Here is a 20,072-nt window from a genome sequence, read left to right as displayed (position 1 = left end):
ATTGATAACACGGGATATAAATTTAAAAATCTGGTTATTAATACTACTGGCACGGCTGCCGATGGTATTCACTCCAAAAATGCGGGGGGTATGCTGGTTGCGGATAATATTTATATTACCGCGAACGGCAGTAGTTCAGATGGAATAAACATTGGTCGCGAATTGCAGGCTGATTATTCCATTGTTGAAGTCAGCGGTAACGTCACGATTGATACTGAAAACGGTATGGGGCTGCGTGCGAATGCTTCGGCGAACAAAGATAACGCGCGATCGTCCATTCTTATTCATGGTAATGCCGATATTGTGACGCGTGGTCCTGGGGGGGCGAATACAGGATATGGAATATATGCAGGGAAAGATCCTGCTCAATATACCGGTACCGGAAAAGGCGACCCGGATGTCACGATAAATGGCATCGCAAAAATCACCACGTCAGGTCGAAATGCGCACGCAATATATGCCGGACGACTTGGCGAGATTAACCTGAACCATGTGGATGTAAAAACCACGGGCGTGACTGCGCATGGCGTTTACGCTTATTCGAACTATGAGCCTGCTATTGTGAACCTGGGTGGAAATGCATCCATTAAGGTTTCGGACAGTAATGCCTACGCGCTTTACGCCTATGGTACGCAGGCGCTGATTCGTTCCTGGGATTACGTTGCTGATAGCGCGTCCTCCGGTGTGTATGACATAAAAGGCAACCTGCGAGCCTACTATGGCGGCATCATGGATCTGCGTATGGAAGAGGGGAGTCGCTTTGTGGGTAAAACCGACTCTTCACAGCAGAACAGTAATACCAACTATCATGGCACGCTGGACCTGAGCATGAAGGGTGCCAATAGTGAATGGACGATGACCGGGAACTCTGTTCTCTCTAATCTGACATTGGATCAATCCACACTGCGCTATAGTGCCGATGGTGTGTCTGGAGATGATGAAAGCACCTTTAAGACGCTGACAGTGATGGGGAACTATATCGGTACCGATGCGCTGCTGGTACTCAACACTGTGCTTGAAGGCGATGAATCCCTCACCGATAAACTGATTGTGAAAGGCGATACCGCCGGTAATACCAATGTCGGTATTAACAATATCGGCGGTATGGGCGATCTGACGCTAAATGGCATTGAGATTGTGCAGGTTGAGGGTAACTCCAACGGTACCTTTACCAAAGCCGGACGTATCGTGGCGGGTGGCTACGATTACGATGTGGTGAAGAATGCCAGCAACTGGTATCTCACCAGTCAATTGAGCCCAGTCGAGCCTGAGCCTGAGCCGGAACCCGACCCAGAGCCGGAAGATCCCGATCCGGTTGATCCACCAACGCACCCTGGGCCGGTAGATCCCGTTGATCCGCCAACACCACCTGGTCCGGTTGACCCTGTTGATCCCCCAGCACCTCCGGGCCCGGTCGACCCAGTGGAGCCGCCTACGCCACCAACGCCGCCAACCCCCGAGCCCGGTGAACATCAGTATCGCCCGGAATTTGGTAGCTATCTGGCGAACAACTATGCGGCTAATACCTTGTTTATCACCCGATTACATGACCGCCTGGGGGAAACGCAATATACGGACATGCTGACAGGTGAACGGAAAGTGACCAGCCTGTGGCTGCGTAACGAAGGGGGGCATACCCGCTTTACTGATGGCAGCAACCAGTTGAAAACGAAAGCGAACCGCTATGTGATGCAAATAGGCGGTGATCTGGCGCAATGGAGCCGTGATGGTCTTGACCGCTGGCATCTGGGCGTGATGGCGGGTTATGCCAATCAGAAAAGTAAAACGCATAACACATACACCGGCTATGCGTCCCGCGGTCATGTGAATGGCTACAGTGCAGGGCTGTACGCGACATGGTATGCAAACGCAGCAGATAAAACAGGAACCTATCTGGACAGTTGGATTCTGTACAACTGGTTTGATAACACCGTGAGCGGCGATCATCTGGCCAGCGAGAAATATAAGTCAGACGGTATTACGGCCTCTATTGAAGGTGGCTACAGCTTCCTGGTGGGGGAAAGTGAGCGAGCTAGCTACTGGATCCAACCAAAAGCACAGGTTATCTGGATGGACGTGCAGGCCGATTCACATCGCGAAAGCAACGGTACTCAGGTGAAAGACAAAACAGATGGCAACCTGATGACCCGACTTGGCGTGCGTGCATACCTGAAAGGCCATAACGCGATCGATGATGATAAAAACCGTGAGTTCCAGCCGTTCGTAGAAGCGAACTGGATCCACAATACTCACAACCAGAGTGTCCAGATGGGGGCAATTCAGGATGAAATTAGCGGCACTAAAAATATCGGCGAGTTGAAAGTCGGGATTGAAGGGCAAATAAACCCGCGCCTGCAGGTGTGGGGCAACGTCGCACAACAGGTTGGTGACAACAGTTATAGCGATACTGCGGCTATGTTGGGCGTTAAGTACAGTTTCTAAATGCGACACCAGGGGAAACAAGGCGATGCATAGCATCGCCTTTTTCAGATATGACCGTTATCGGTTTCACGATGTGACACATAGTCAAACCTCTCCTTTCCCGCTACAGTTATTCATCCACGGCTAGCAAGGAGAAGAACATGCTCTATATCTTTGACTTAGGTAATGTGATTGTCGATATCGACTTCAACCGCGTGCTAGGCACCTGGAGCGATCTGAGCCGTGTCCCGCTGGCTTCGTTGAAGCACAGTTTTACGATGGGAGAGGCTTTTCGCCAGCATGAACGGGGTGAAATAACCGACGAGGCTTTCGCCGAGGCTGTTTGTCATGAAATGGCGCTGCCGCTGAGTTACGAACAATTTTCTCATGGCTGGCAGGCCGTTTTCGTCGGCATTCGCCCGGACGTTATTGGCATTATGCAAAAGCTGCGTGAGCAAGGGCATCGCGTTGTCGTTCTATCTAACACCAACAGATTACATACCACCTTCTGGCCGGACGAATACCCGGAAGTTCGCCAGTCTGCCGACCGTATTTATCTTTCCCAGGAACTGGGGATGCGTAAACCGGAAGCGCGTATTTACCAGCATGTCCTGCAGACAGAAGGTTTTTCTGCGGATGACGCCGTCTTTTTTGATGACAACAGCGATAATATAGAAGGGGCTAACCAGTTAGGGATCACCAGCATCAGGGTGACCGACAAAACAACCATCCCAGACTATTTCGCGAAGTTGTTATGCTAAAAAACGTTCATCAAAAAGCCAGGCATCATACGCGTCCAATATGGGCCTGGCTTAAGTTATTGTGGCAGCGCATTGATGAGGACAATATGACGACCCTGGCCGGTAATCTTGCCTACGTCTCATTGCTCTCATTAGTGCCCTTCATTGCTGTTGTTTTTGCCCTTTTCGCTGCATTTCCCATGTTTTCTGACGTGAGTCTTCAACTGCGTCACTTTATCTTCTCCAATTTTCTCCCTGCGACAGGGGATGTTATTCAGCGTTATATCGAACAGTTTGTCGCCAACTCCAACAAGATGACGGTGGTGGGAGCCTGCGGGCTGATCGTGACGGCGTTGTTGCTGATGTATGCTATTGATAGTGCGTTGAATGCCATCTGGCGCAGCAAGCGTACGCGCCCAAAAGTTTACTCTTTTGCTGTGTACTGGATGATCCTGACGCTGGGTCCGCTGCTGGCAGGCGCCAGCCTGGCGATCAGCTCATATCTACTCTCCCTTCGCTGGGCCAGTGAACTCAATAGCGTGATTGATGATGTGCTGCGCATTTTTCCACTTTTGCTTTCCTGGATCTCATTCTGGTTGTTGTACAGCGTTGTCCCCACCACGCGTGTTCCAAACCGGGATGCGATAGTCGGGGCGTTTGTCGCCGCCATACTGTTTGAGTCGGGGAAGAAAGGATTTGCGCTCTATATCACCATGTTCCCGTCATATCAGCTTATTTACGGCGTATTGGCGGTGATCCCAATTTTGTTTGTCTGGGTTTACTGGACGTGGTGTATCGTCTTGCTTGGTGCAGAAATAACTGTCACTCTCGGGGAATACCGCAAACTCAAACTAGCCGCAGAACAAGAAGAAGCAGACCAACCATGATTGCATTAATTCAGCGCGTAACCCGTGCCAGCGTCACCGTGGAGGGAGAGGTGACGGGTGAAATTGGCCCAGGACTTTTAGTGTTATTGGGTGTCGAAAAGGATGATGACGAACAGAAAGCGAATCGCTTGTGCGAACGTGTATTGGGTTATCGAATTTTTAGCGATGCCGAAGGCAAAATGAACCTGAACGTGCAGCAGGCAGGGGGCAGCGTGCTGGTGGTTTCACAATTTACGCTGGCAGCCGATACCGAACGCGGCATGCGTCCAGGTTTTTCGAAGGGAGCCGCGCCGGATCATGCAGAAGCGCTGTATGAGTATTTTGTTGAGCGTTGCCGCCAACAGGAAATGAACACACAAACCGGGCGTTTCGCTGCCGATATGCAGGTTTCGCTGGTTAATGATGGCCCCGTGACGTTCTGGTTACAGGTATGAACCAGCTTCCGGTGTGGCCGCGGGTAACAAGAGAGAGTACAGCTATGTATCACCTTCGAGTACCGCAAACAGAAGAGGAATTAGAGCGTTACTATCAGTTTCGCTGGGAAATGTTGCGTAAGCCCCTGCATCAGCCAAAAGGCTCCGAACGCGATGCCTGGGATGCCATGGCGCATCATCAGATGGTCGTCGACGAAGAGGGGAATCTGGTCGCTGTTGGCAGGTTATATATCAATGCCGACAACGAAGCTTCTATCCGCTTTATGGCCGTTGATCCTGCGGTGCAGGAGAAGGGGCTGGGAACATTGATGGCGATGACCCTGGAATCCGTCGCGCGCCAGGAAGGGGTCAAGCGCGTTACCTGTAGCGCCCGTGAAGACGCGGTCGAATTTTTCGCCAAACTGGGTTTTGTGAATCAGGGCGAAATTACCACGCCGCAAACCACACCGGTTCGACACTTTTTAATGATTAAACCTGTTGCCACACTGGATGACATTCTGCATCGCGGCGACTGGTGCGGACAGCTTCAGCGCGCCTGGTATGAGCACATCCCTTTGAGTGAGAAAATGGGGGTGCGTATTCAGCAATACACCGGGCAAAAATTTATTACCACCATGCCTGAAATGGGTAACCAGAACCCGCATCACACCTTATTTGCCGGAAGCCTTTTCTCTCTGGCAACGCTGACGGGGTGGGGATTTATCTGGTTAATGCTGCGCGAACGCCATCTTGGCGGCACGATTATTCTTGCTGATGCCCATATTCGCTATAGCAAGCCCATCAGCGGCAAGCCGAGCGCCGTCGCTGATTTAGGCTCATTGAGCGGCGATCTGGATCGTCTGGCAAGAGGCCGCAAAGCGCGCGTCCAGATGCAGGTTGAACTCTTTGGTGATGACGTGCCGGGTGCGGTGTTTGAAGGCACCTACATTGTGCTACCCGCGAAGCCGTTTGGCGCCTATGAAGAGGGCGGTAATGAGGAAGAGTAAACACTTTTCTGCTATTCCCGGCCTGGTGCGGCACAGCGCCAGGCTATATCTCCCATCAGCTCTCGTGCAGATCGACTCACTCCAGCCAACTGGAAAAAACCATGTATCACGCCGGACCAGCGTTGTGCAGTGCAGTTGACGCCTTGCTCTGTCATTTTCTGATAAAGTGCTTCCCCTTCGTCGCATAGCGGGTCGAATTCTGCGGTAATGATATGAACAGGCGGCAGGCCAATGAAATCATCTCGCCACAGTGGGCTGGCTTCCGGATGGCGGCGATCGATGCCCGACAGGTACATCTCATAACCGCTCAGCAGCGTATCGCGGGTGATGATGTAATCCAGTCCATTGCGGGTATAGCTTTCACAGTAAGCCGTTGCGTCGAGCATGGGGTAAATCAGGATAAGCTGTGCAGGTTGCCACTCACCTGCCGCTTTGAGCCGCAATGCCGTCACCAACGCCAGATGCCCACCCGCGCTATCGCCTGCAAGCGTGATGCGTTGCTTATCCACGCCAAACAGTTCGGCATGTCGCCAGACAAGATCTGCGCCTTTTAGAGCGTCATCATGGGCTGCGGGAAAAGTGTGCTCAGGCGCTAATCGATACTGAACAGCGATCACCCGACATTCACCATAGAACGCCAACTGGCGCAGCTGTTTGTCATGAGTGGCAAACCCACCGCTAACAAAACAGCCGCCGTGGTAGTAGATCACCGTGGGCAGAATCGCGGGGCCACGAAGCGGTGAATAGACGCGAAACAACATTCCTTCCCGTTCGACAGTTTGGATATGGACGCGTGATTCCGTCTCACCTGCCAGAACGGTACTGGCGATGTAACCCGCCCTCCGTTCATCAATACTCTGTTGACGTGAAGAGGGGCGACCCGCTGCGATAAACGCTGCAACTTGCTCAGAAATGCCTTTTTCCAGTGTCATGGTGAAATCCCTTTTTGCTGTATAGATGTACAGTTTTATACGCTTGCTTTTGGCGGATGGGAATAGGGGAGGCAGGGAAATACGAATTCTGGAAAGGTGCTCGCAAAAGTGAAAATACCCCCACAAACACTCTATTTTTAAAAATATCTCGGGTGTAAATTGCTCATACCTTAATCTACAATGATATACTGGAAATATATATGAGCATAATGATTGGACTGGATATGGGCAGAATTTTACTCGATTTATCAGATGAAGTGATTAAACGGCTGGATGACCTCAAGGTGCAGCGCAATCTTCCTCGCGCGGAACTGTTGCGGGAAGCGGTCGAACAGTATCTGGAAAGACAAGATCAGGCAGAAACTACGATTTCTAACGCACTCGGCCTGTGGCAAGGCTGCGAAGAAGATGGCGTTGAATACCAGCGCAAGCTGCGCGAGGAGTGGTAATGGCTAAAGGCTCGGCACTTTTTGACACCAATATTTTAATCGATTTGTTCAGCGGGCGAGGGGAAGCAAAGCAAGCGCTGGACGCATGGCCGCCTCAGAACGCGATAAGCCTCATCACCTGGATGGAAGTGCTGGTTGGTGCCAGGAAATACAATCAGGAACATCGCACACGGGTTGCGATGAGCGCATTTAACATCATTGGTGTTTCGCAGGAGATCGCTGAGCGAAGCGTTGCTTTGCGTCAGGAGTATGCGATGAAGCTTCCGGATGCGATCATTCTGGCGACTGCGCAAATTCACCGTCTTGAACTGGTCACACGTAATACGAAGGATTTTGCGGGAATACCTGGCGTTGTGACGCCCTATGAATTGTAACTCGGGCGACTAACGCCGCCCGGCAATACAAGGGAACTTACTCCCCTTCCCCTGGGAACAGGAACGGGTTGATGGAACTGCGGGCAAAGCCCTCTTGCTCCATACGTGCGTCCAGGATCAGTGAGGCGAGGTCGTCGGCAACGGCTTCTACTTTCGGGTCTTTTTCCTGATAGAGAATTTTCAGGTAAGTGCCGCAGTCACCGCAGCTTTCCGCTTTAATCGCAGACTGCTCGTTATCAAGCGACCAGTAGTGCAAATCGCGGCTCTGTTCGCAGTTGCTGCATTTCACGCGCACCACGTGCCACTCGGTTTCGCACAGGTTGCAGTGCAGGTAACGCAGCCCCTGAGTGGTGCCAATTTGCACCACGCTGGAGACGGGCATTGAGCCGCACACTGGGCAGAACTGGCGTTGCTCGCCGTATTCTGCACGGGCTTTTCCCGGAATCAGGCTCGCCATCTGCGCCCAGTAGAGCGACAACGCGGCCCAGATAAACGGCGCTTTATCGCTGCTCACTAACGAGAAGTCAGAGGCAAACAGCGCGCTGGCCATCATTTCCAGTTCCTGAGAGGACGCTTTCTCCAGATTCTCAATCACCGCAAGTGCCGGGCCGCTCATTTCGGGTTTCAGCTCGGCAATCAGTGAAAGCAGGAGTTTCTGCCAGTGTTTATCACGCGGCAACACGTGAATATCCAGCGGGGGTTTGCCCTGCTCATTTGCCTCTTTGATGCGTGCGGTGAGATCTATCTCTAGCGGATGATCGTACAGCACCACTTCCTGGGCATGCGCGATCAGCGCGGCAAAGCGCAGGTAATCGCCCAGTGGGTTATTCTCGGCCAGCTCGCGCAGACGTTCAGCGCGGCGGTTATATACATTTTTGAGTCTGGGGAATAACAACGGCGGAATCATATCCGCCGTGCGTTTTTCGCTCGAACCCAGCTCATCTTGCGGGATTATGCGAATACTCATTCAGATGACTTTTCCTGTTTCTGGCGAACTTCACGGTACCAGCGCGGGTGATGTTTCTTCGCCCACGATTTGGTTACCCATCCTTCCACCATCGCGGTAATGGTGCCTTTCACCCAAAGGGCGGCGTAAATATGCACCATGATAACCACAATTAACGCCACTGCGGCAAATGAATGCAGCATTAACGCGAATCGGATCACCGGGATTGAGAAAGCAGGCGCAAAATACGGCCGCCAGATGATCACACCGCTCACCAGCAACAGCACCAGGAAGATAATCGCCGCCCAGAAAACGCATTTCTGACCGAAGTTATATCGTCCGGTGTCACCTACTTCCTCGTTGACGACGATCTTACGAATATTCTTCGCCCAAAAGATATCATCCCGATTGATTAGATTGTGGTGCCAGTAACGGAAAAACATGATGATGAACGAGGCAAACATAATCACGCCAACAAACGGGTGCAGAATTCGCGCCAGTTGTGGAGTGCCCATGATCTGCATCAGCCAGTTGAAGGAGGGGAAGAAGAACCCCAGCCCGCTCACCGCCGCCAGAATGAAGCAGAAGGCGGTGACCCAGTGGTTGATACGTTCCGGCGCGGAGTAGCGCACGATGGTGTCACGTCGTTTCATTTGCGCACCTCGTCATTCTCTTCGTGCAGATTGTCGTCTTCCTCTTCCGTACGGTTCGGACCTACGCCAACGTAGTGGAAGATACTGGCTGCAAAGGTCGCGGCAAAGCCGACCGCTGCGAGAGGTTTCCAGATGCCTTTCCAGAATTTCACGGTCGCGCTTATTTCCGGGTTTTCCGGCAGACCGTGATACAGATTCGGCTTGTCGGCATGGTGCAGCACGTACATCACGTGCGTACCGCCAACGCCCGCCGGATCGTACAGACCCGCATTGTCGTAGCCACGCGTTTTCAGTTCTGCCACGCGTTCGCCTGCCAGCGTTTTCATATCTTCTTTGGTGCCAAAATGAATCGCACCCGTCGGACATGTTTTCACGCAGGCCGGTTCTTGCCCGACGTTCACACGGTCAACACACAGCGTACATTTGTAGACGCGATTGTCTTCCGGGTTCAGTCGCGGCACGTCGAACGGACAGCCAGCAATGCAGTAACCGCAGCCGATACACTGCTCAGACTGGAAGTCGACGATGCCGTTGGCGTACTGAATGATTGCGCCTTCCGCCGGGCACGCTTTCAGGCAGCCTGGGTCGGCACAGTGCATACAGCCGTCTTTGCGGATCAGCCATTCCAGTTTGTCGTCCTGCTCGACTTCCGAGAAGCGCATCACCGTCCAGGATTTAGCGGTTAAATCCGCCGGGTTGTCATACACCCCGACGTTGCTACCGATTTCATCACGAATATCGTTCCACTCAGAACAGGCCACCTGACAGGCTTTGCAGCCGATACAGGTGGTGACGTCAATAAGCTTCGCCACCTCTTCCTGATGGTCCCGCGCCTGAGGCGCGGGGGTGAAACCGTTAGTCGCGGAACGACGGATAATGTCTTGCGATTGATAAGCCATAAGTCGTCTCCGTTACACCTTTTCCACATTCACCAGGAAGGACTTAAATTCCGGCGTCTGCGTGTTCGCATCACCAACGAACGGCGTCAACGTATTGGCGATAAAACCTTTCTTCGCCACGCCTTCGTAGCCCCAGTGAATAGGAATACCGATGGTATCGATATCCTTGCCGTTCGCTTTCAGCGTGCGAATACGCTTAGTCACCACCGCCTTGGCCTTGATATAGCCACGGTTGGAAGAGACTTTCACCGTATCGCCGTGAGCGATGCCGAGTTTATTCGCCAGCTTCTCGCCGATCTCCACGAACTGTTCCGGCTGTGCGATAGCGTTAAGCAGCGCATGCTTGGTCCAGTAGTGGAAGTGCTCGGTCAGACGATACGTGGTCCCGACGTACGGGAATTTATCGGCTTTACCCAGCGCTTCTTCGTCGCCTTTAAAGATACGGGCGGCAGGGTTAGAGATAACGTTCGGGTGCAGCGGGTTAGTGCCCAGCGGCGTTTCAAACGGCTCGTAGTGTTCCGGGAACGGACCTTCCGCCATCTTATCGATAGCAAACAGGCGTCCCATCCCTTCCGGTTGCATGATAAACGGCCCGACATTGCTGCCCGGTGCGGCGGCGCTGTAGTCCGGAATATCCATTCCACTCCATTTTGCGCCATCCCATTTCAGGATCTGGCGTTTTGGATCCCACGGGTTGCCCTGCGGGTCAGCGGAAGCACGGTTATACAGAATGCGGCGGTTGAGCGGCCACGCCCACGCCCAGCCCAGCGTATTGCCGAGGCCTGATGGGTCAGCGTTATCGCGACGCGCCATCTGGTTGCCTTCCGGCGTCCAGCTACCGGCGAAGATCCAGCAACCGCTGGAGGTGGTGCCGTCGTCACGCAGTTGCGCGAACGAACTGAGCTGTTGGCCTTTCTTGACGATAACAGCACCCGTTGCCGAGTCGATGATATCGGCCAGCGCTTTACCGTTACTCTCCATTGCCACTTCTTCCGAAGCTGGCTCATGTGGCGTGGAGTAGTTCCAGCTCATGCTCAGCACTTGTTCCGGGTTGGCGCCGCCCTGTTCGGCATACATCTTGCGCAGACGCAGGAAGATACCGGCAAGGATTTCGCCATCTGTAACCGCATCACCCGGGGCATCGGCACCTTTCCAGTGCCACTGCAACCAGCGGCCGGAGTTCACGATTGAACCGTTCTCTTCGGCAAAGCAGGTGGACGGCAGACGGAACACTTCAGTCTGAATTTTTGACGGATCAACGTCGTTCGACTCACCGTGGTTTTGCCAGAAGGTAGACGTCTCCGTGTTGAGCGGGTCAATCGTCACCAGGAATTTCAGTTTGGAGAGCGACGCCACCACTTTGTTTTTGTTCGGGAATGAAGCAACCGGGTTAAAGCCCTGGCAGATATAGCCGTTAACTTTGCCCTGACTCATCATCTCGAAATACTGCAGGACGTCGTAGCCCTTGTCCCACTTCGGCAACCAGTCAAAGCCCCAGCTGTTTTCCGCTGTCGCTTTATCACCAAAGAAGGCCTTCATCATTGAGACGAAGAATTTCGGGTAGTTGCCCCAGTAGTTCACCTGGCCTTCCAGCAGCGGTTTTGGCGTGCTGGCGGCAAGGTAGGTTTGCAGGTCAGTTTGCTTCTCGCTTGGCAGCGTCATGTAGCCCGGCAGGCTCTGAGACAACAGGCCAAGGTCGGTCAGCCCCTGAATGTTGGAGTGACCACGCAGGGCGTTAACGCCGCCGCCAGCCATCCCCATGTTGCCGAGCAGCAACTGGATCATCGCCATGGTGCGGATGTTCTGCGCGCCAACGGAGTGTTGTGTCCAGCCCAGCGCATACAGGAACGAGGCGGTTTTGTCTTTCGCGCTGGTTTCTGCGATGTACTCGCAGACTTTCAGGAAGTCGGCTTTCGGCGTTCCGCAGATGTTTTCCACCACGTCCGGCGTGTAGCGGGAGACGTGCTGTTTCAGCAGGTTCCACACGCAGCGCGGGTGTTGCAGAGTGGTATCACGTTTAGCGAAGCCGTTTTCGTCCAGCTCGTAGTTCCAGCTGGTTTTATCGTACTTGCGTTTATCCGCGTCATAGCCGGTAAACAGGCCATCTTCAAAGCCAAAATCTTCACGCACGATCAAGCTGGCGTTGGTATAGGCTTCGGTATATTCGCGGTTGAATTTTTCGTTGTTCAGCAGGTACAGCATGACGCCTGACAAGAAGGCAATGTCAGTACCAGAACGAATTGGCGCATAGAAATCGGCCACCGACGCTGTACGTGTGAAACGAGGATCGATCACAATCAGCTTCGCGCCGTTGTGAATTTTGGCTTCCATCGCCCAGCGGAACCCTACAGGGTGAGCTTCAGCGGCGTTACCGCCCATCACCACGATGAGGTTGGCATTTTTGATGTCGACCCAGTGGTTGGTCATCGCACCGCGACCAAATGTTGGAGCAAGACTTGCTACCGTTGGTCCGTGTCAGACGCGCGCCTGGTTGTCGACCGCGAGCATACCCAGCGCGCGGGAGAATTTTTGTGTTAAATAGCCGGTTTCATTACTGGAGGCGGATGCGCATAGCATCCCGGTTGAGAGCCAGCGGTTAACGGTGACGCCTTCGGCGTTTTGTGCAACGTAGTTGGCGTCGCGGTCTTCTTTCATCAGTTTGGCGATGCGGTCAAATGCCTCATCCCAACTGATTTGTTGCCACTTATCAGAGCCTGGTGCACGGTATTCCGGGAACTTCAGGCGGCTTTCTGAGCGAATGAAGTCCACCAGACCAGCCCCTTTCGGGCAGAGCGCACCGCGGTTTACCGGATGGTCCGGATCGCCTTCGATGTGGAAGATAGATGCTTTGGCGTTTTTAGCTCCATCGCCGAGACTGTACATTAACAGCCCACAACCGACGGAACAATAAGTGCAGGTGTTACGGGTTTCGCGGGTGCGCAGCAGTTTATACTGCCGTGTTTCCGCGAGCGCTACGCCGGGCGCAAAGCCCAGTGCCGCTGCCGTGGTGCCTGCCATACCGCCAGCGCAGATCTTAAAGAACTGCCTTCTGCTGACCTGCATGGTTTGCTCCTTGTTTCGACATTGTCACTTCCCTTTTACATTTGTATCCAGATGCGCGGGGAGTGGTTGTTATTTTTCTTTACGGATATGCCCGTAAAGGTCCAAAATTGGGGTAATTTCCCTCCATCCAGGAGGGGTTTGTAAAGAATACCACAATGTTGGTATGCGTGTTCTTATATGGTTAAAAGAAAGTGAATAAGATACATCCCGAAGAAGTCCAAAGTGTGACAAATATCACAGGTTCTCGTCAGGTGACCTTATGGAAACGTGAGGATTTACACCATCCTCAGCCGGATGAGGTCGCAGAAGAAGTCCCTGTCGCGTTGGTATACAACGGGATTTCTCACGTCGTCATGATGGCTTCTCCAAAAGATCTTGAGCACTTCGCGATGGGCTTTTCACTTTCCGAAGGCATTATCGACCACCCGCGCGATATTTATGGGATGGAGGTTGTGCCTTCCTGTAACGGTCTTGAAGTCCAGGTCGAACTCTCCAGCCGCCGTTTCATGGGGCTGAAAGAGAGGCGCAGGGCATTGGCCGGAAGAACCGGTTGCGGGGTTTGTGGCGTTGAGCAACTCAACGACATCGGCAAGCCCGTTCAACCTCTGCCATTTACCCAGACGTTTGACCTTGCAAACCTAGATCATGCTCTCAGGCATCTGAGCGATTTCCAGCCGATTGGGCAACTCACCGGCTGTACTCACGCCGCGGCATGGGTCCTGCCCTCCGGTCATCTGGCAGGGGGACATGAGGATGTGGGTCGCCACGTAGCACTTGATAAACTGCTGGGTCGGCGTGGCAGGGAAGATGACACCTGGCAAAGCGGGGCCGCGCTGGTTTCCAGCCGCGCCAGCTATGAGATGGTGCAGAAGTCAGCGATGTGCGGCGTTGAGATCCTGTTCGCCGTTTCCGCCGCCACTACGCTCGCGATTGAAGTCGCCGAACGCTGTAATCTGACGCTGGTGGGTTTTTGCAAACCGGGTAGAGCGACGATTTATACCCATCCACAGCGATTGATTGCGGGGTAAAATAACAATCAACTAATTTGAATGACTTTGGCAAATCCTTCCGCTTTTAGTTGTGTGATGTGAAGACTATTATTTATCACATCAAGGCATATCGCCTTATCTAAACAACAAGGTTAATAGGATTGCATCATGAAAAACATCAAAACTTTTGTCGCAGTTATCGCTCTCGCTACGTCTTTCGGTTCTTTCGCGGCTCAGTCGATTACGGCAACAGGCCCGACGCTGGAAAGCGCTGAAGCGAAAATTGCCGCTCAGGCTGAACAAGCGGGTGCCAGCACCTACAAAATCACCCAGGCTTATACTGGCAACCGCGTGCATATGACTGCCGAACTGCTGAAATAAGCCATCCAGACAACTGTTGAAAGAGCGCCCCAGAGGCGCTTTTTTAGTTTATGCCCGCCAGTCTCAGCAATGCCGTGACTACGGCCGCCGCAATAATCACGACAATCAATGGCATTTTGCGCCAGGCTAAAAATACAGCAAAGGCGACGCCCAACACGCGCGCCATTCCGGCAAAATGGTCGCTTTCATAAAAGGTGGTCGCCAGCGCCACAGAAAACAGCAACACGGTGGCCGCGTCGGAGAGTAATGCCTGAGAACGCTCTGAAAGGGCTAAGCGACTCCCGAGTTTTGCCCCGCCAAGTCGCATCAGATAGGTGCCCGCTGACAGGATGGCGATGCCGATAATAAACAGCGTCATGTTGCCCATTATTTTTTCCTCGTCAGTAAGCCAAGCAGGGAAAGCAGTACAGGCAGTCCCACGGGAGCAAAAGGAACGGCGGCGAGCGAGAGTGTCGCCCCGCTACACGCGCGGATCAGCGTGGTACGATTTCTGAATGCCGGGACAACCAGCGCCAACAAAATAGCCGGGAACACGGCATCCAGCCCGATGGTTTCCGGATCTGGCAGCATTTTGCCTACCACTGCGCCAAGCAGGGTACCCAGTGGCCATAAAATAGCCACACCCGCGCCACACAGCCAGTAGGCGGCTTTACGTTGCTCTGCGGTTTTTTGCGACAGGCCAAAGACGACGCTTTCATCGTTCATAATATGGCAGCCGAGAAAACTGGCCGCGCGCGTGCCGACCAGATCGCGGACCGTGACGCCAAACGGGATATGACGGGCGTTAACCAACAAGCCAGCAGCGGCGGCAGCTAGCGGATTTCCACCGCTGGCGATAATGCCAATGAACATAAATTCGGATGCGCCAGCCAGTACGGTGATGGAGAGCACAAACGGTACCCAGAGAGGGAAACCGTAGGCCATCGCCAGTGAGCCGTAGGACATGCCGACAACCCCCACAGCCAGACAGACTAAAAATATCGCTTTGATCGTGTCTCCTTTGAGACAAGAGAGAAAGTGCTTCATGTTATTTAGCCATATCGAACGAATTTCCATTATAATGAACGCAACAGATTTGCATTACAAGACGAACGATTCGTTCGATATAAAAAACATGGAGTCGTGTATGACACAACCCATCAGCGTGATTGCCAAAAGCCTGGTGCGTGAGCGTCAACGTACAGGTTTGTCGCTGGCAGAAATCGCCCGGCGGGCAGGGATTGCAAAATCCACGCTTTCGCAACTGGAGGCGGGGAATGGTAATCCTAGCCTGGAAACGCTCTGGTCGCTCTGCGTTGCGTTAGATATTCCTTTTGCTCGCTTACTTGAACCCCAGGTACAAAAAACGCAGGTGATCCGCTGCGGTGAAGGCACCAAAGTGGTGGCTGAGCAGGCTCATTATCAGGCGATTTTGTTGGCAGCTTGCCCACCCGGCGCACGGCGTGACATCTATCTGCTGTTGACGCAACCTGGGGCGGATCGCATTTCGCATCCACACTCTTCGGGTTCGATTGAACACATTATTGTGACGAAGGGAAAAGCGCTGGTCGGTCTGACGGAAGCGCCAGAAGAGTTAAATGAAGGCGATTATATTTGTTACCCCGCCGATCAGGAACATATCTTCAAAGCACTGGAACCGGACACTCAGGCTATTTTGGTGGCTGAACAAAATTAAGAGAATATCGATTTTATCATGCGTGGTTTTTACCAAGCCACGCTGATTTATCATTCATGATTATTTATTTGCATAAACTATATTTATTTGTTTTTACGATATTTCGTTTATTCTCCCACTATTGTTATATTCCTCACGAACTGAATAATAACTACATTTACACTCAAAAATCAGCATGCTACTAATTATTAGCCTGTAGCAACTTAGCAAACGATCATAACTTATTTATTTGATTGCTTGTGTTTGTTGTTAAATATAAAAACAAAATACATTTTATTTTTATATTCATTATGCGTATTTCTGAATAAATACGCGGGCTATCCTTTGCTTCAAGGAACGAGAATAAATGAAAAAATCGACGTTAGCGTTAGCAATAGGTCTATTATTAGTAGCAAATAATAGTTTTGCTAAAACGCAAAGAATGACTCTGGAACAACGTCTTGAGCAACTAGAATCCCGACTGGAGGCCGCAGAAAACCGCGCGGCGAAAGCAGAAACGCAGCTCCAGCAATTACAGACGCAACAGACGAGTGAAATTCGCGAAATTAAAGCTGCCCAGGGGAATACGCCAGTCAAAGGTCAAACGACAGAGGCAGAAATTAAAAAGAATGCTTCCACTCCTAATCTACTGGTTTCCGGATATGGCGATCTGAAAATCTACGGTGACGTGGAATTCAATATGGATGCGGAAAGTAATCATGGCCTGCTGGCAATGACAAATGCCAATGTTGATCATGATCCAACTAACGAAAAGTGGAATATTAATGGCCGAATTCTGCTGGGATTTGATGGCATGCGTAAGCTGGAGAATGGCTATTATGCCGGATTCTCCGCCCAACCGTTGGGTGATCTGTCAGGTTCGGTGAATATCGATGACTCGGTCTTCTTCTTCGGCAAAGAGAATGACTGGAAAGTGAAGGTTGGACGCTTCGAAGCGTATGATATGTTCCCTCTCAATCAGGATACCTTTATTGAGCATTCGGGTAATACCGCCAACGATCTTTATGACGACGGCAGTGGCTATATATATATGATGAAAGAGGGCCGTGGACGTTCTGATGCTGGCGGTAACTTCCTTGTCAGTAAACAGATCGATAACTGGTACTTTGAATTAAACACGCTGTTGGAAGACGGTACATCACTTTATAACGATGACGATTTCCACGGTCGCACAATGGAGCAGCAGAAAAACGTTGCCTATTTGCGCCCGGTCATCTCGTGGTCGCAGGGGGCATTCTCGGTGGCTGCGGCGATGGAATCGAACGTGGTCAATAACGCTTACGGCTACACTAACGAACAGGGCCAGTTTGTCGATCAGTCAGATCGTACCGGTTATGGTATGACAATGACGTGGAATGGACTCAAAACCGATGCGGATAACGGCGTGGTGGTGAACCTGAATACCGCGTATCTTGACGCCAGCAATGAACAAGATTTTACCGCCGGGCTGAATGCGCTGTGGAAACGCTTTGAGCTAGGTTATATCTACGCGCATAACAAGATTGATGATTTTGAAGGCGTCGTGTGTGATGACGACTGCTGGATTAACAATGAAGGCACGTATGACATCCATACTCTCCACGCTTCGTATCAGTTCGCTAACGTGATGGATATGCAAAACTTCAATATTTACCTCGGCATGTATTATTCGATTCTGGATAGCGACGGTGATGGTATAAATGGCGACGACTCAGACGATCGCTACGGCGCCCGCGTTCGCTTTAAATACTATTTCTAACCGAAATGGCCCGGTGGCGTTTTCACCACCGGGTAAACAACTCACTCCAGGTAAAACACTTCTTTTAACTCTGTACTCAATGGGCTGTTGTCTGAGTGAGCCGGCATGACTTCACGCATGTGCTTCCACCAACGCTGGCAGACGTCGGTACTGGCAACCGCGTTCCAGCGCTCCTCAGATTCAATCTCGACGGTCGCGAACAGCAGGTTGCGTTCTTTATCGAGATAAATCGCGTAGTGGTGCGCACCGTGCGCTTTCAGCACCGCTTCCAGTTCCGGCCAGATGGGGTTATGACGACGCTGATACTCTTCGTGCGTGTCGGCATACACCTGCATCACAAAGGCCTTGCGGATCATAATGCCTCCAGATACAGCTCACGGACGTCGTCGCGGCTGGCGGTACGCGGGTTACACGGCGCGCACGGATCGGCCATCGCTTTGTCCAGCCAGCCTTCGATATCCTCTTTGGTCACGCCAAGCTGGCTGAAACCTGCCGGAATCCCCACACGTTTGCTCAATGCGCGAATGGCGTTGATCGCTTCCATGCTCGCCGCTTCATCACTCATATTGCGGGTATCGACACCCATCGCCTGCGCTACGCGAGCAAAACGCGCAATGGCATTTGGACGGTTAAAGTTCTCAATGATGGGTAGCAGAATGGCGTTGCAGACGCCGTGCGGCAGGTTGTGGGTGGCGCCTGGCTGGTGCGCCAGTGCGTGAACCAGACCAAGACCGGCACTGTTGAACGCCATGCCCGCCAGATACTGGCCAAACGCCATTTGCTCACGCGCTTCGAGGTTATGACCATCGTCTACCGCTTTCGGTAGCCACAAGGCGATCAGGCGAATCGCTTCCAGCGCGTTGGCGTCGGTGAGCGGGTGCGCGCCAATGGAAACATACGCTTCGATCGCATGCGTCAGCGCATCCATACCGGTCGCAGCCGTCACGGCGGCTGGGATTTCCAGCATGACGCTGGCGTCATCGACGGCAATGTCCGGAATGATGTTCGGGTCGATGATCACCTCTTTGACCTGGCGCGCAGAATCAATGATCACCGCATTACTGGTCATTTCCGCTGCGGTACCGGCAGTGGTATTAATCGCGACCAGCGGCACGCCTGCATTTTTTACTTTGCCGACGCCGGAATATGCGGTTGAGGGGCCAGGGTTTGCCGTCAGAATTTTCACCGCTTTGGCGGTATCGATCGGACTACCGCCGCCAAATGCGATGATGTAATCGCAGTTTGCGTCCTGATATGCCGCATAGCCTTTTTGCACCAGCGCTTCAGTCGGATTTGGGAACACCTCATCGAACAGATGGTAAGACAGTTGATGCGCATCCAGTGCGGTAAACAGGCTATCCAGCAGACCCAGTTTGACCAGTTGACCATCGGTGACGATCAGCGCTTTACCCCATTGCTTATTCGCCACGAGGTTAACCATATCGCCAATTGCCCCTGCGCCATGCAGACTGATTTTCGGAAGTGCCAACATAAAGCTCATGATTACTCTCCTTTAATTATCGCTATATGTCCGGCGGCAGTGTCTCCGTGTCGCCGGGTGCGGGCGGTGCTATTACAGCGCCAGGGCGCTGGCCAGCGGGGTCACGCCAAAACGTTTACCGAGCGCAATCAGCTCTTCACGCGTGATCGTTTGTTTCATGCCACCCATCGAGTAGATTTTGACTAATACTTCAGCAGATTTCTCTGCGGTATCTATCAAACCGAATGCTTCGTCCAGGGTAGGGCCACTGCCGAATACGCCGTGGAACGGCCACAGTACCAGCGAATGTTTCTGCATTTCGACCGCAGTCGCCTGGCCGATTTCGTCGGTGCCCGGCACCATCCAGGGCAGAATGCCGACGCCGTCCGGGAAGACCACCAGACATTCGGTACTGCCTTCCCACAACTGGCGGGTGATCACATCCGTGCGGTTTTCCAGCACGTAGGTCAGGGCGATCAGGTTGGTGGCGTGGCAGTGCATGATCACGCGGTCTTTGCCGCCGGTGGCCTTGATGCGCTCGCAGTGAGAAAGGAAGTGCGCCGGCAGTTCGGAGGTCGGCACCGCTTCGTGGGTTAAGCCCCACAGGATGTGATAGCCCGCGCCGTCGCTGTCGACTTTCACCACGCCGATGTTTGCCGCCGGGTCGAGCTGAACGTTGCGGAAGAATTTACCGGAACCGGTCACGATAAACGGGGTATTTGCCAGTAGCGGCATCGGCTGACTCAGTGCGATATAGCGCGATTCTGCGTGGAAATCGCCAGTAAATGGCGCAATATCCGCTTCATCCAGACGCAATGTCAGGTTGCCGCCGTTGCGCTCATCCCAGCCTTTCAGCCAGGCGTCAGACGTGGCTTTGATCATCCCCTGGACGAACCAGGAATTCATAATGTTCTGCATGTTCGGTGTTCCTGTCTATTTTGTTGCCCGAAATCGCTCGGGTCTTACCCTGGCTGGATAAGCACAGCGCCATCCGGCATTCGTGTTTTATTTATTGCCGGATGGTG

21 protein-coding genes are annotated in these 20,072 nt (G+C 52.7%); 11 read left to right on the top strand and 10 right to left on the bottom strand.

The window, feature by feature from the left end; all coding sequences use genetic code 11:
• The 5 genes from NNO04_RS08370 to fabY all read left to right on the top strand — a co-directional run.
• On the top strand, positions 1-2,442 hold a 2,442-nt coding region (locus NNO04_RS08370), incomplete at its 5' end, for an autotransporter outer membrane beta-barrel domain-containing protein (protein WP_271444264.1).
• A 140-nt stretch (positions 2,443-2,582) separates the two neighbouring features.
• Positions 2,583-3,182 (top strand): glucose-1-phosphatase, encoded by a 600-nt coding sequence (gene yihX, locus NNO04_RS08365; protein WP_271444263.1) that lies wholly within the window; start codon positions 2,583-2,585, stop codon positions 3,180-3,182.
• Positions 3,176-4,048, top strand: a complete 873-nt coding sequence (locus NNO04_RS08360) for a virulence factor BrkB family protein (protein WP_271444262.1) — start codon at positions 3,176-3,178, stop codon at positions 4,046-4,048. The genes yihX and NNO04_RS08360 overlap by 7 nt, the downstream gene beginning before the upstream one ends.
• Positions 4,045-4,482 (top strand): D-aminoacyl-tRNA deacylase, encoded by a 438-nt coding sequence (gene dtd, locus NNO04_RS08355; RefSeq protein WP_271444261.1) that lies wholly within the window; start codon positions 4,045-4,047, stop codon positions 4,480-4,482. Before NNO04_RS08360 ends, dtd begins: the two co-directional genes overlap by 4 nt.
• Before the next feature lie 44 nt (positions 4,483-4,526).
• Positions 4,527-5,468 carry a fatty acid biosynthesis protein FabY gene (gene fabY, locus NNO04_RS08350; RefSeq protein WP_271444260.1) on the top strand — a complete coding sequence of 314 codons (942 nt, stop codon included), beginning with the start codon at positions 4,527-4,529 and terminating at the stop codon, positions 5,466-5,468.
• An 11-nt stretch (positions 5,469-5,479) separates the two neighbouring features.
• Here the strand turns inward: fabY and NNO04_RS08345 are convergent, their stop codons facing one another.
• Positions 5,480-6,400 (bottom strand): alpha/beta hydrolase, encoded by a 921-nt coding sequence (locus tag NNO04_RS08345; protein ID WP_271444259.1) that lies wholly within the window; start codon positions 6,398-6,400, stop codon positions 5,480-5,482.
• 206 nt (positions 6,401-6,606) lie between these two features.
• On the opposite strand from NNO04_RS08345, the gene NNO04_RS08340 reads away from it, so the two are divergent.
• Together NNO04_RS08340 and NNO04_RS08335 are read left to right on the top strand one after the other, a co-directional pair.
• Positions 6,607-6,849 carry a CopG family transcriptional regulator gene (locus tag NNO04_RS08340; protein ID WP_271444267.1) on the top strand — a complete coding sequence of 81 codons (243 nt, stop codon included), beginning with the start codon at positions 6,607-6,609 and terminating at the stop codon, positions 6,847-6,849.
• Complete coding sequence (locus NNO04_RS08335) at positions 6,849-7,223, top strand: type II toxin-antitoxin system VapC family toxin (RefSeq protein WP_192613908.1); 375 nt, start codon at positions 6,849-6,851, stop codon at positions 7,221-7,223. Before NNO04_RS08340 ends, NNO04_RS08335 begins: the two co-directional genes overlap by 1 nt.
• A gap of 37 nt (positions 7,224-7,260) precedes the next feature.
• On the opposite strand, the gene fdhE is transcribed toward NNO04_RS08335, so the two are convergent.
• The 4 genes from fdhE to fdnG are packed head-to-tail and all read right to left on the bottom strand — an operon-like array spanning position 7,261 to position 12,784.
• On the bottom strand, positions 7,261-8,190 hold the full coding sequence (gene fdhE, locus NNO04_RS08330) for a formate dehydrogenase accessory protein FdhE (RefSeq protein WP_162381582.1): 930 nt from the start codon (positions 8,188-8,190) through the stop codon (positions 7,261-7,263).
• The gene (fdoI, locus tag NNO04_RS08325) at positions 8,187-8,822 is read right to left on the bottom strand and encodes a formate dehydrogenase cytochrome b556 subunit (protein ID WP_192613906.1); all 636 of its coding nucleotides are present in this window, start codon (positions 8,820-8,822) and stop codon (positions 8,187-8,189) included. Before fdoI ends, fdhE begins: the two co-directional genes overlap by 4 nt.
• Positions 8,819-9,721, bottom strand: a complete 903-nt coding sequence (gene fdxH, locus NNO04_RS08320) for a formate dehydrogenase subunit beta (protein ID WP_271444258.1) — start codon at positions 9,719-9,721, stop codon at positions 8,819-8,821. Before fdxH ends, fdoI begins: the two co-directional genes overlap by 4 nt.
• A 12-nt stretch (positions 9,722-9,733) precedes the next feature.
• Complete coding sequence (gene fdnG / locus NNO04_RS08315; RefSeq protein ID WP_271444257.1) at positions 9,734-12,784, bottom strand: formate dehydrogenase-N subunit alpha; 3,051 nt, start codon at positions 12,782-12,784, stop codon at positions 9,734-9,736.
• 191 nt (positions 12,785-12,975) lie between these two features.
• On the opposite strand from fdnG, the gene fdhD reads away from it, so the two are divergent.
• Together fdhD and NNO04_RS08305 are read left to right on the top strand one after the other, a co-directional pair.
• A complete protein-coding gene (gene fdhD, locus NNO04_RS08310; RefSeq protein ID WP_271444256.1) occupies positions 12,976-13,812 on the top strand; it encodes a formate dehydrogenase accessory sulfurtransferase FdhD in 837 nt (278 codons plus the stop codon).
• A 129-nt stretch (positions 13,813-13,941) separates the two neighbouring features.
• Positions 13,942-14,154 (top strand): YdgH/BhsA/McbA-like domain containing protein, encoded by a 213-nt coding sequence (locus NNO04_RS08305; RefSeq protein WP_271444255.1) that lies wholly within the window; start codon positions 13,942-13,944, stop codon positions 14,152-14,154.
• Positions 14,155-14,197: 43 nt separating this feature from the next.
• On the opposite strand, the gene NNO04_RS08300 is transcribed toward NNO04_RS08305, so the two are convergent.
• Both NNO04_RS08300 and NNO04_RS08295 read right to left on the bottom strand, forming a co-directional pair.
• Positions 14,198-14,521, bottom strand: coding sequence for an AzlD domain-containing protein (locus NNO04_RS08300; protein WP_162381570.1), 324 nt, complete (start codon positions 14,519-14,521; stop codon positions 14,198-14,200).
• A complete protein-coding gene (locus NNO04_RS08295) occupies positions 14,521-15,180 on the bottom strand; it encodes an AzlC family ABC transporter permease (RefSeq protein WP_271444254.1) in 660 nt (219 codons plus the stop codon). The genes NNO04_RS08300 and NNO04_RS08295 overlap by 1 nt, the downstream gene beginning before the upstream one ends.
• 100 nt (positions 15,181-15,280) lie before the next feature.
• On the opposite strand from NNO04_RS08295, the gene NNO04_RS08290 reads away from it, so the two are divergent.
• Complete coding sequence (locus tag NNO04_RS08290) at positions 15,281-15,829, top strand: helix-turn-helix domain-containing protein (protein WP_271444253.1); 549 nt, start codon at positions 15,281-15,283, stop codon at positions 15,827-15,829.
• 346 nt (positions 15,830-16,175) lie between these two features.
• Positions 16,176-17,567 carry a carbohydrate porin gene (locus NNO04_RS08285; protein WP_271444252.1) on the top strand — a complete coding sequence of 464 codons (1,392 nt, stop codon included), beginning with the start codon at positions 16,176-16,178 and terminating at the stop codon, positions 17,565-17,567.
• Between the two features lie 41 nt (positions 17,568-17,608).
• On the opposite strand, the gene rhaM is transcribed toward NNO04_RS08285, so the two are convergent.
• From rhaM to rhaD, 3 genes are all read right to left on the bottom strand, one after another.
• On the bottom strand, positions 17,609-17,923 hold the full coding sequence (rhaM, locus tag NNO04_RS08280; protein ID WP_271444251.1) for an L-rhamnose mutarotase: 315 nt from the start codon (positions 17,921-17,923) through the stop codon (positions 17,609-17,611).
• The gene (fucO, locus tag NNO04_RS08275; RefSeq protein WP_271444250.1) at positions 17,920-19,068 is read right to left on the bottom strand and encodes a lactaldehyde reductase; all 1,149 of its coding nucleotides are present in this window, start codon (positions 19,066-19,068) and stop codon (positions 17,920-17,922) included. Before fucO ends, rhaM begins: the two co-directional genes overlap by 4 nt.
• Before the next feature lie 72 nt (positions 19,069-19,140).
• On the bottom strand, positions 19,141-19,965 hold the full coding sequence (rhaD, locus tag NNO04_RS08270) for a rhamnulose-1-phosphate aldolase (protein WP_271444249.1): 825 nt from the start codon (positions 19,963-19,965) through the stop codon (positions 19,141-19,143).
• Positions 19,966-20,072: the final 107 nt, after the last annotated feature.

The organism is Citrobacter sp. Awk 4, from assembly GCF_028069725.1.
Lineage (GTDB): Bacteria > Pseudomonadota > Gammaproteobacteria > Enterobacterales > Enterobacteriaceae > Citrobacter_D.
Note: the sequence above shows the minus strand (reverse complement) of the source record. Positions and strands in the feature narration are given on the sequence as shown.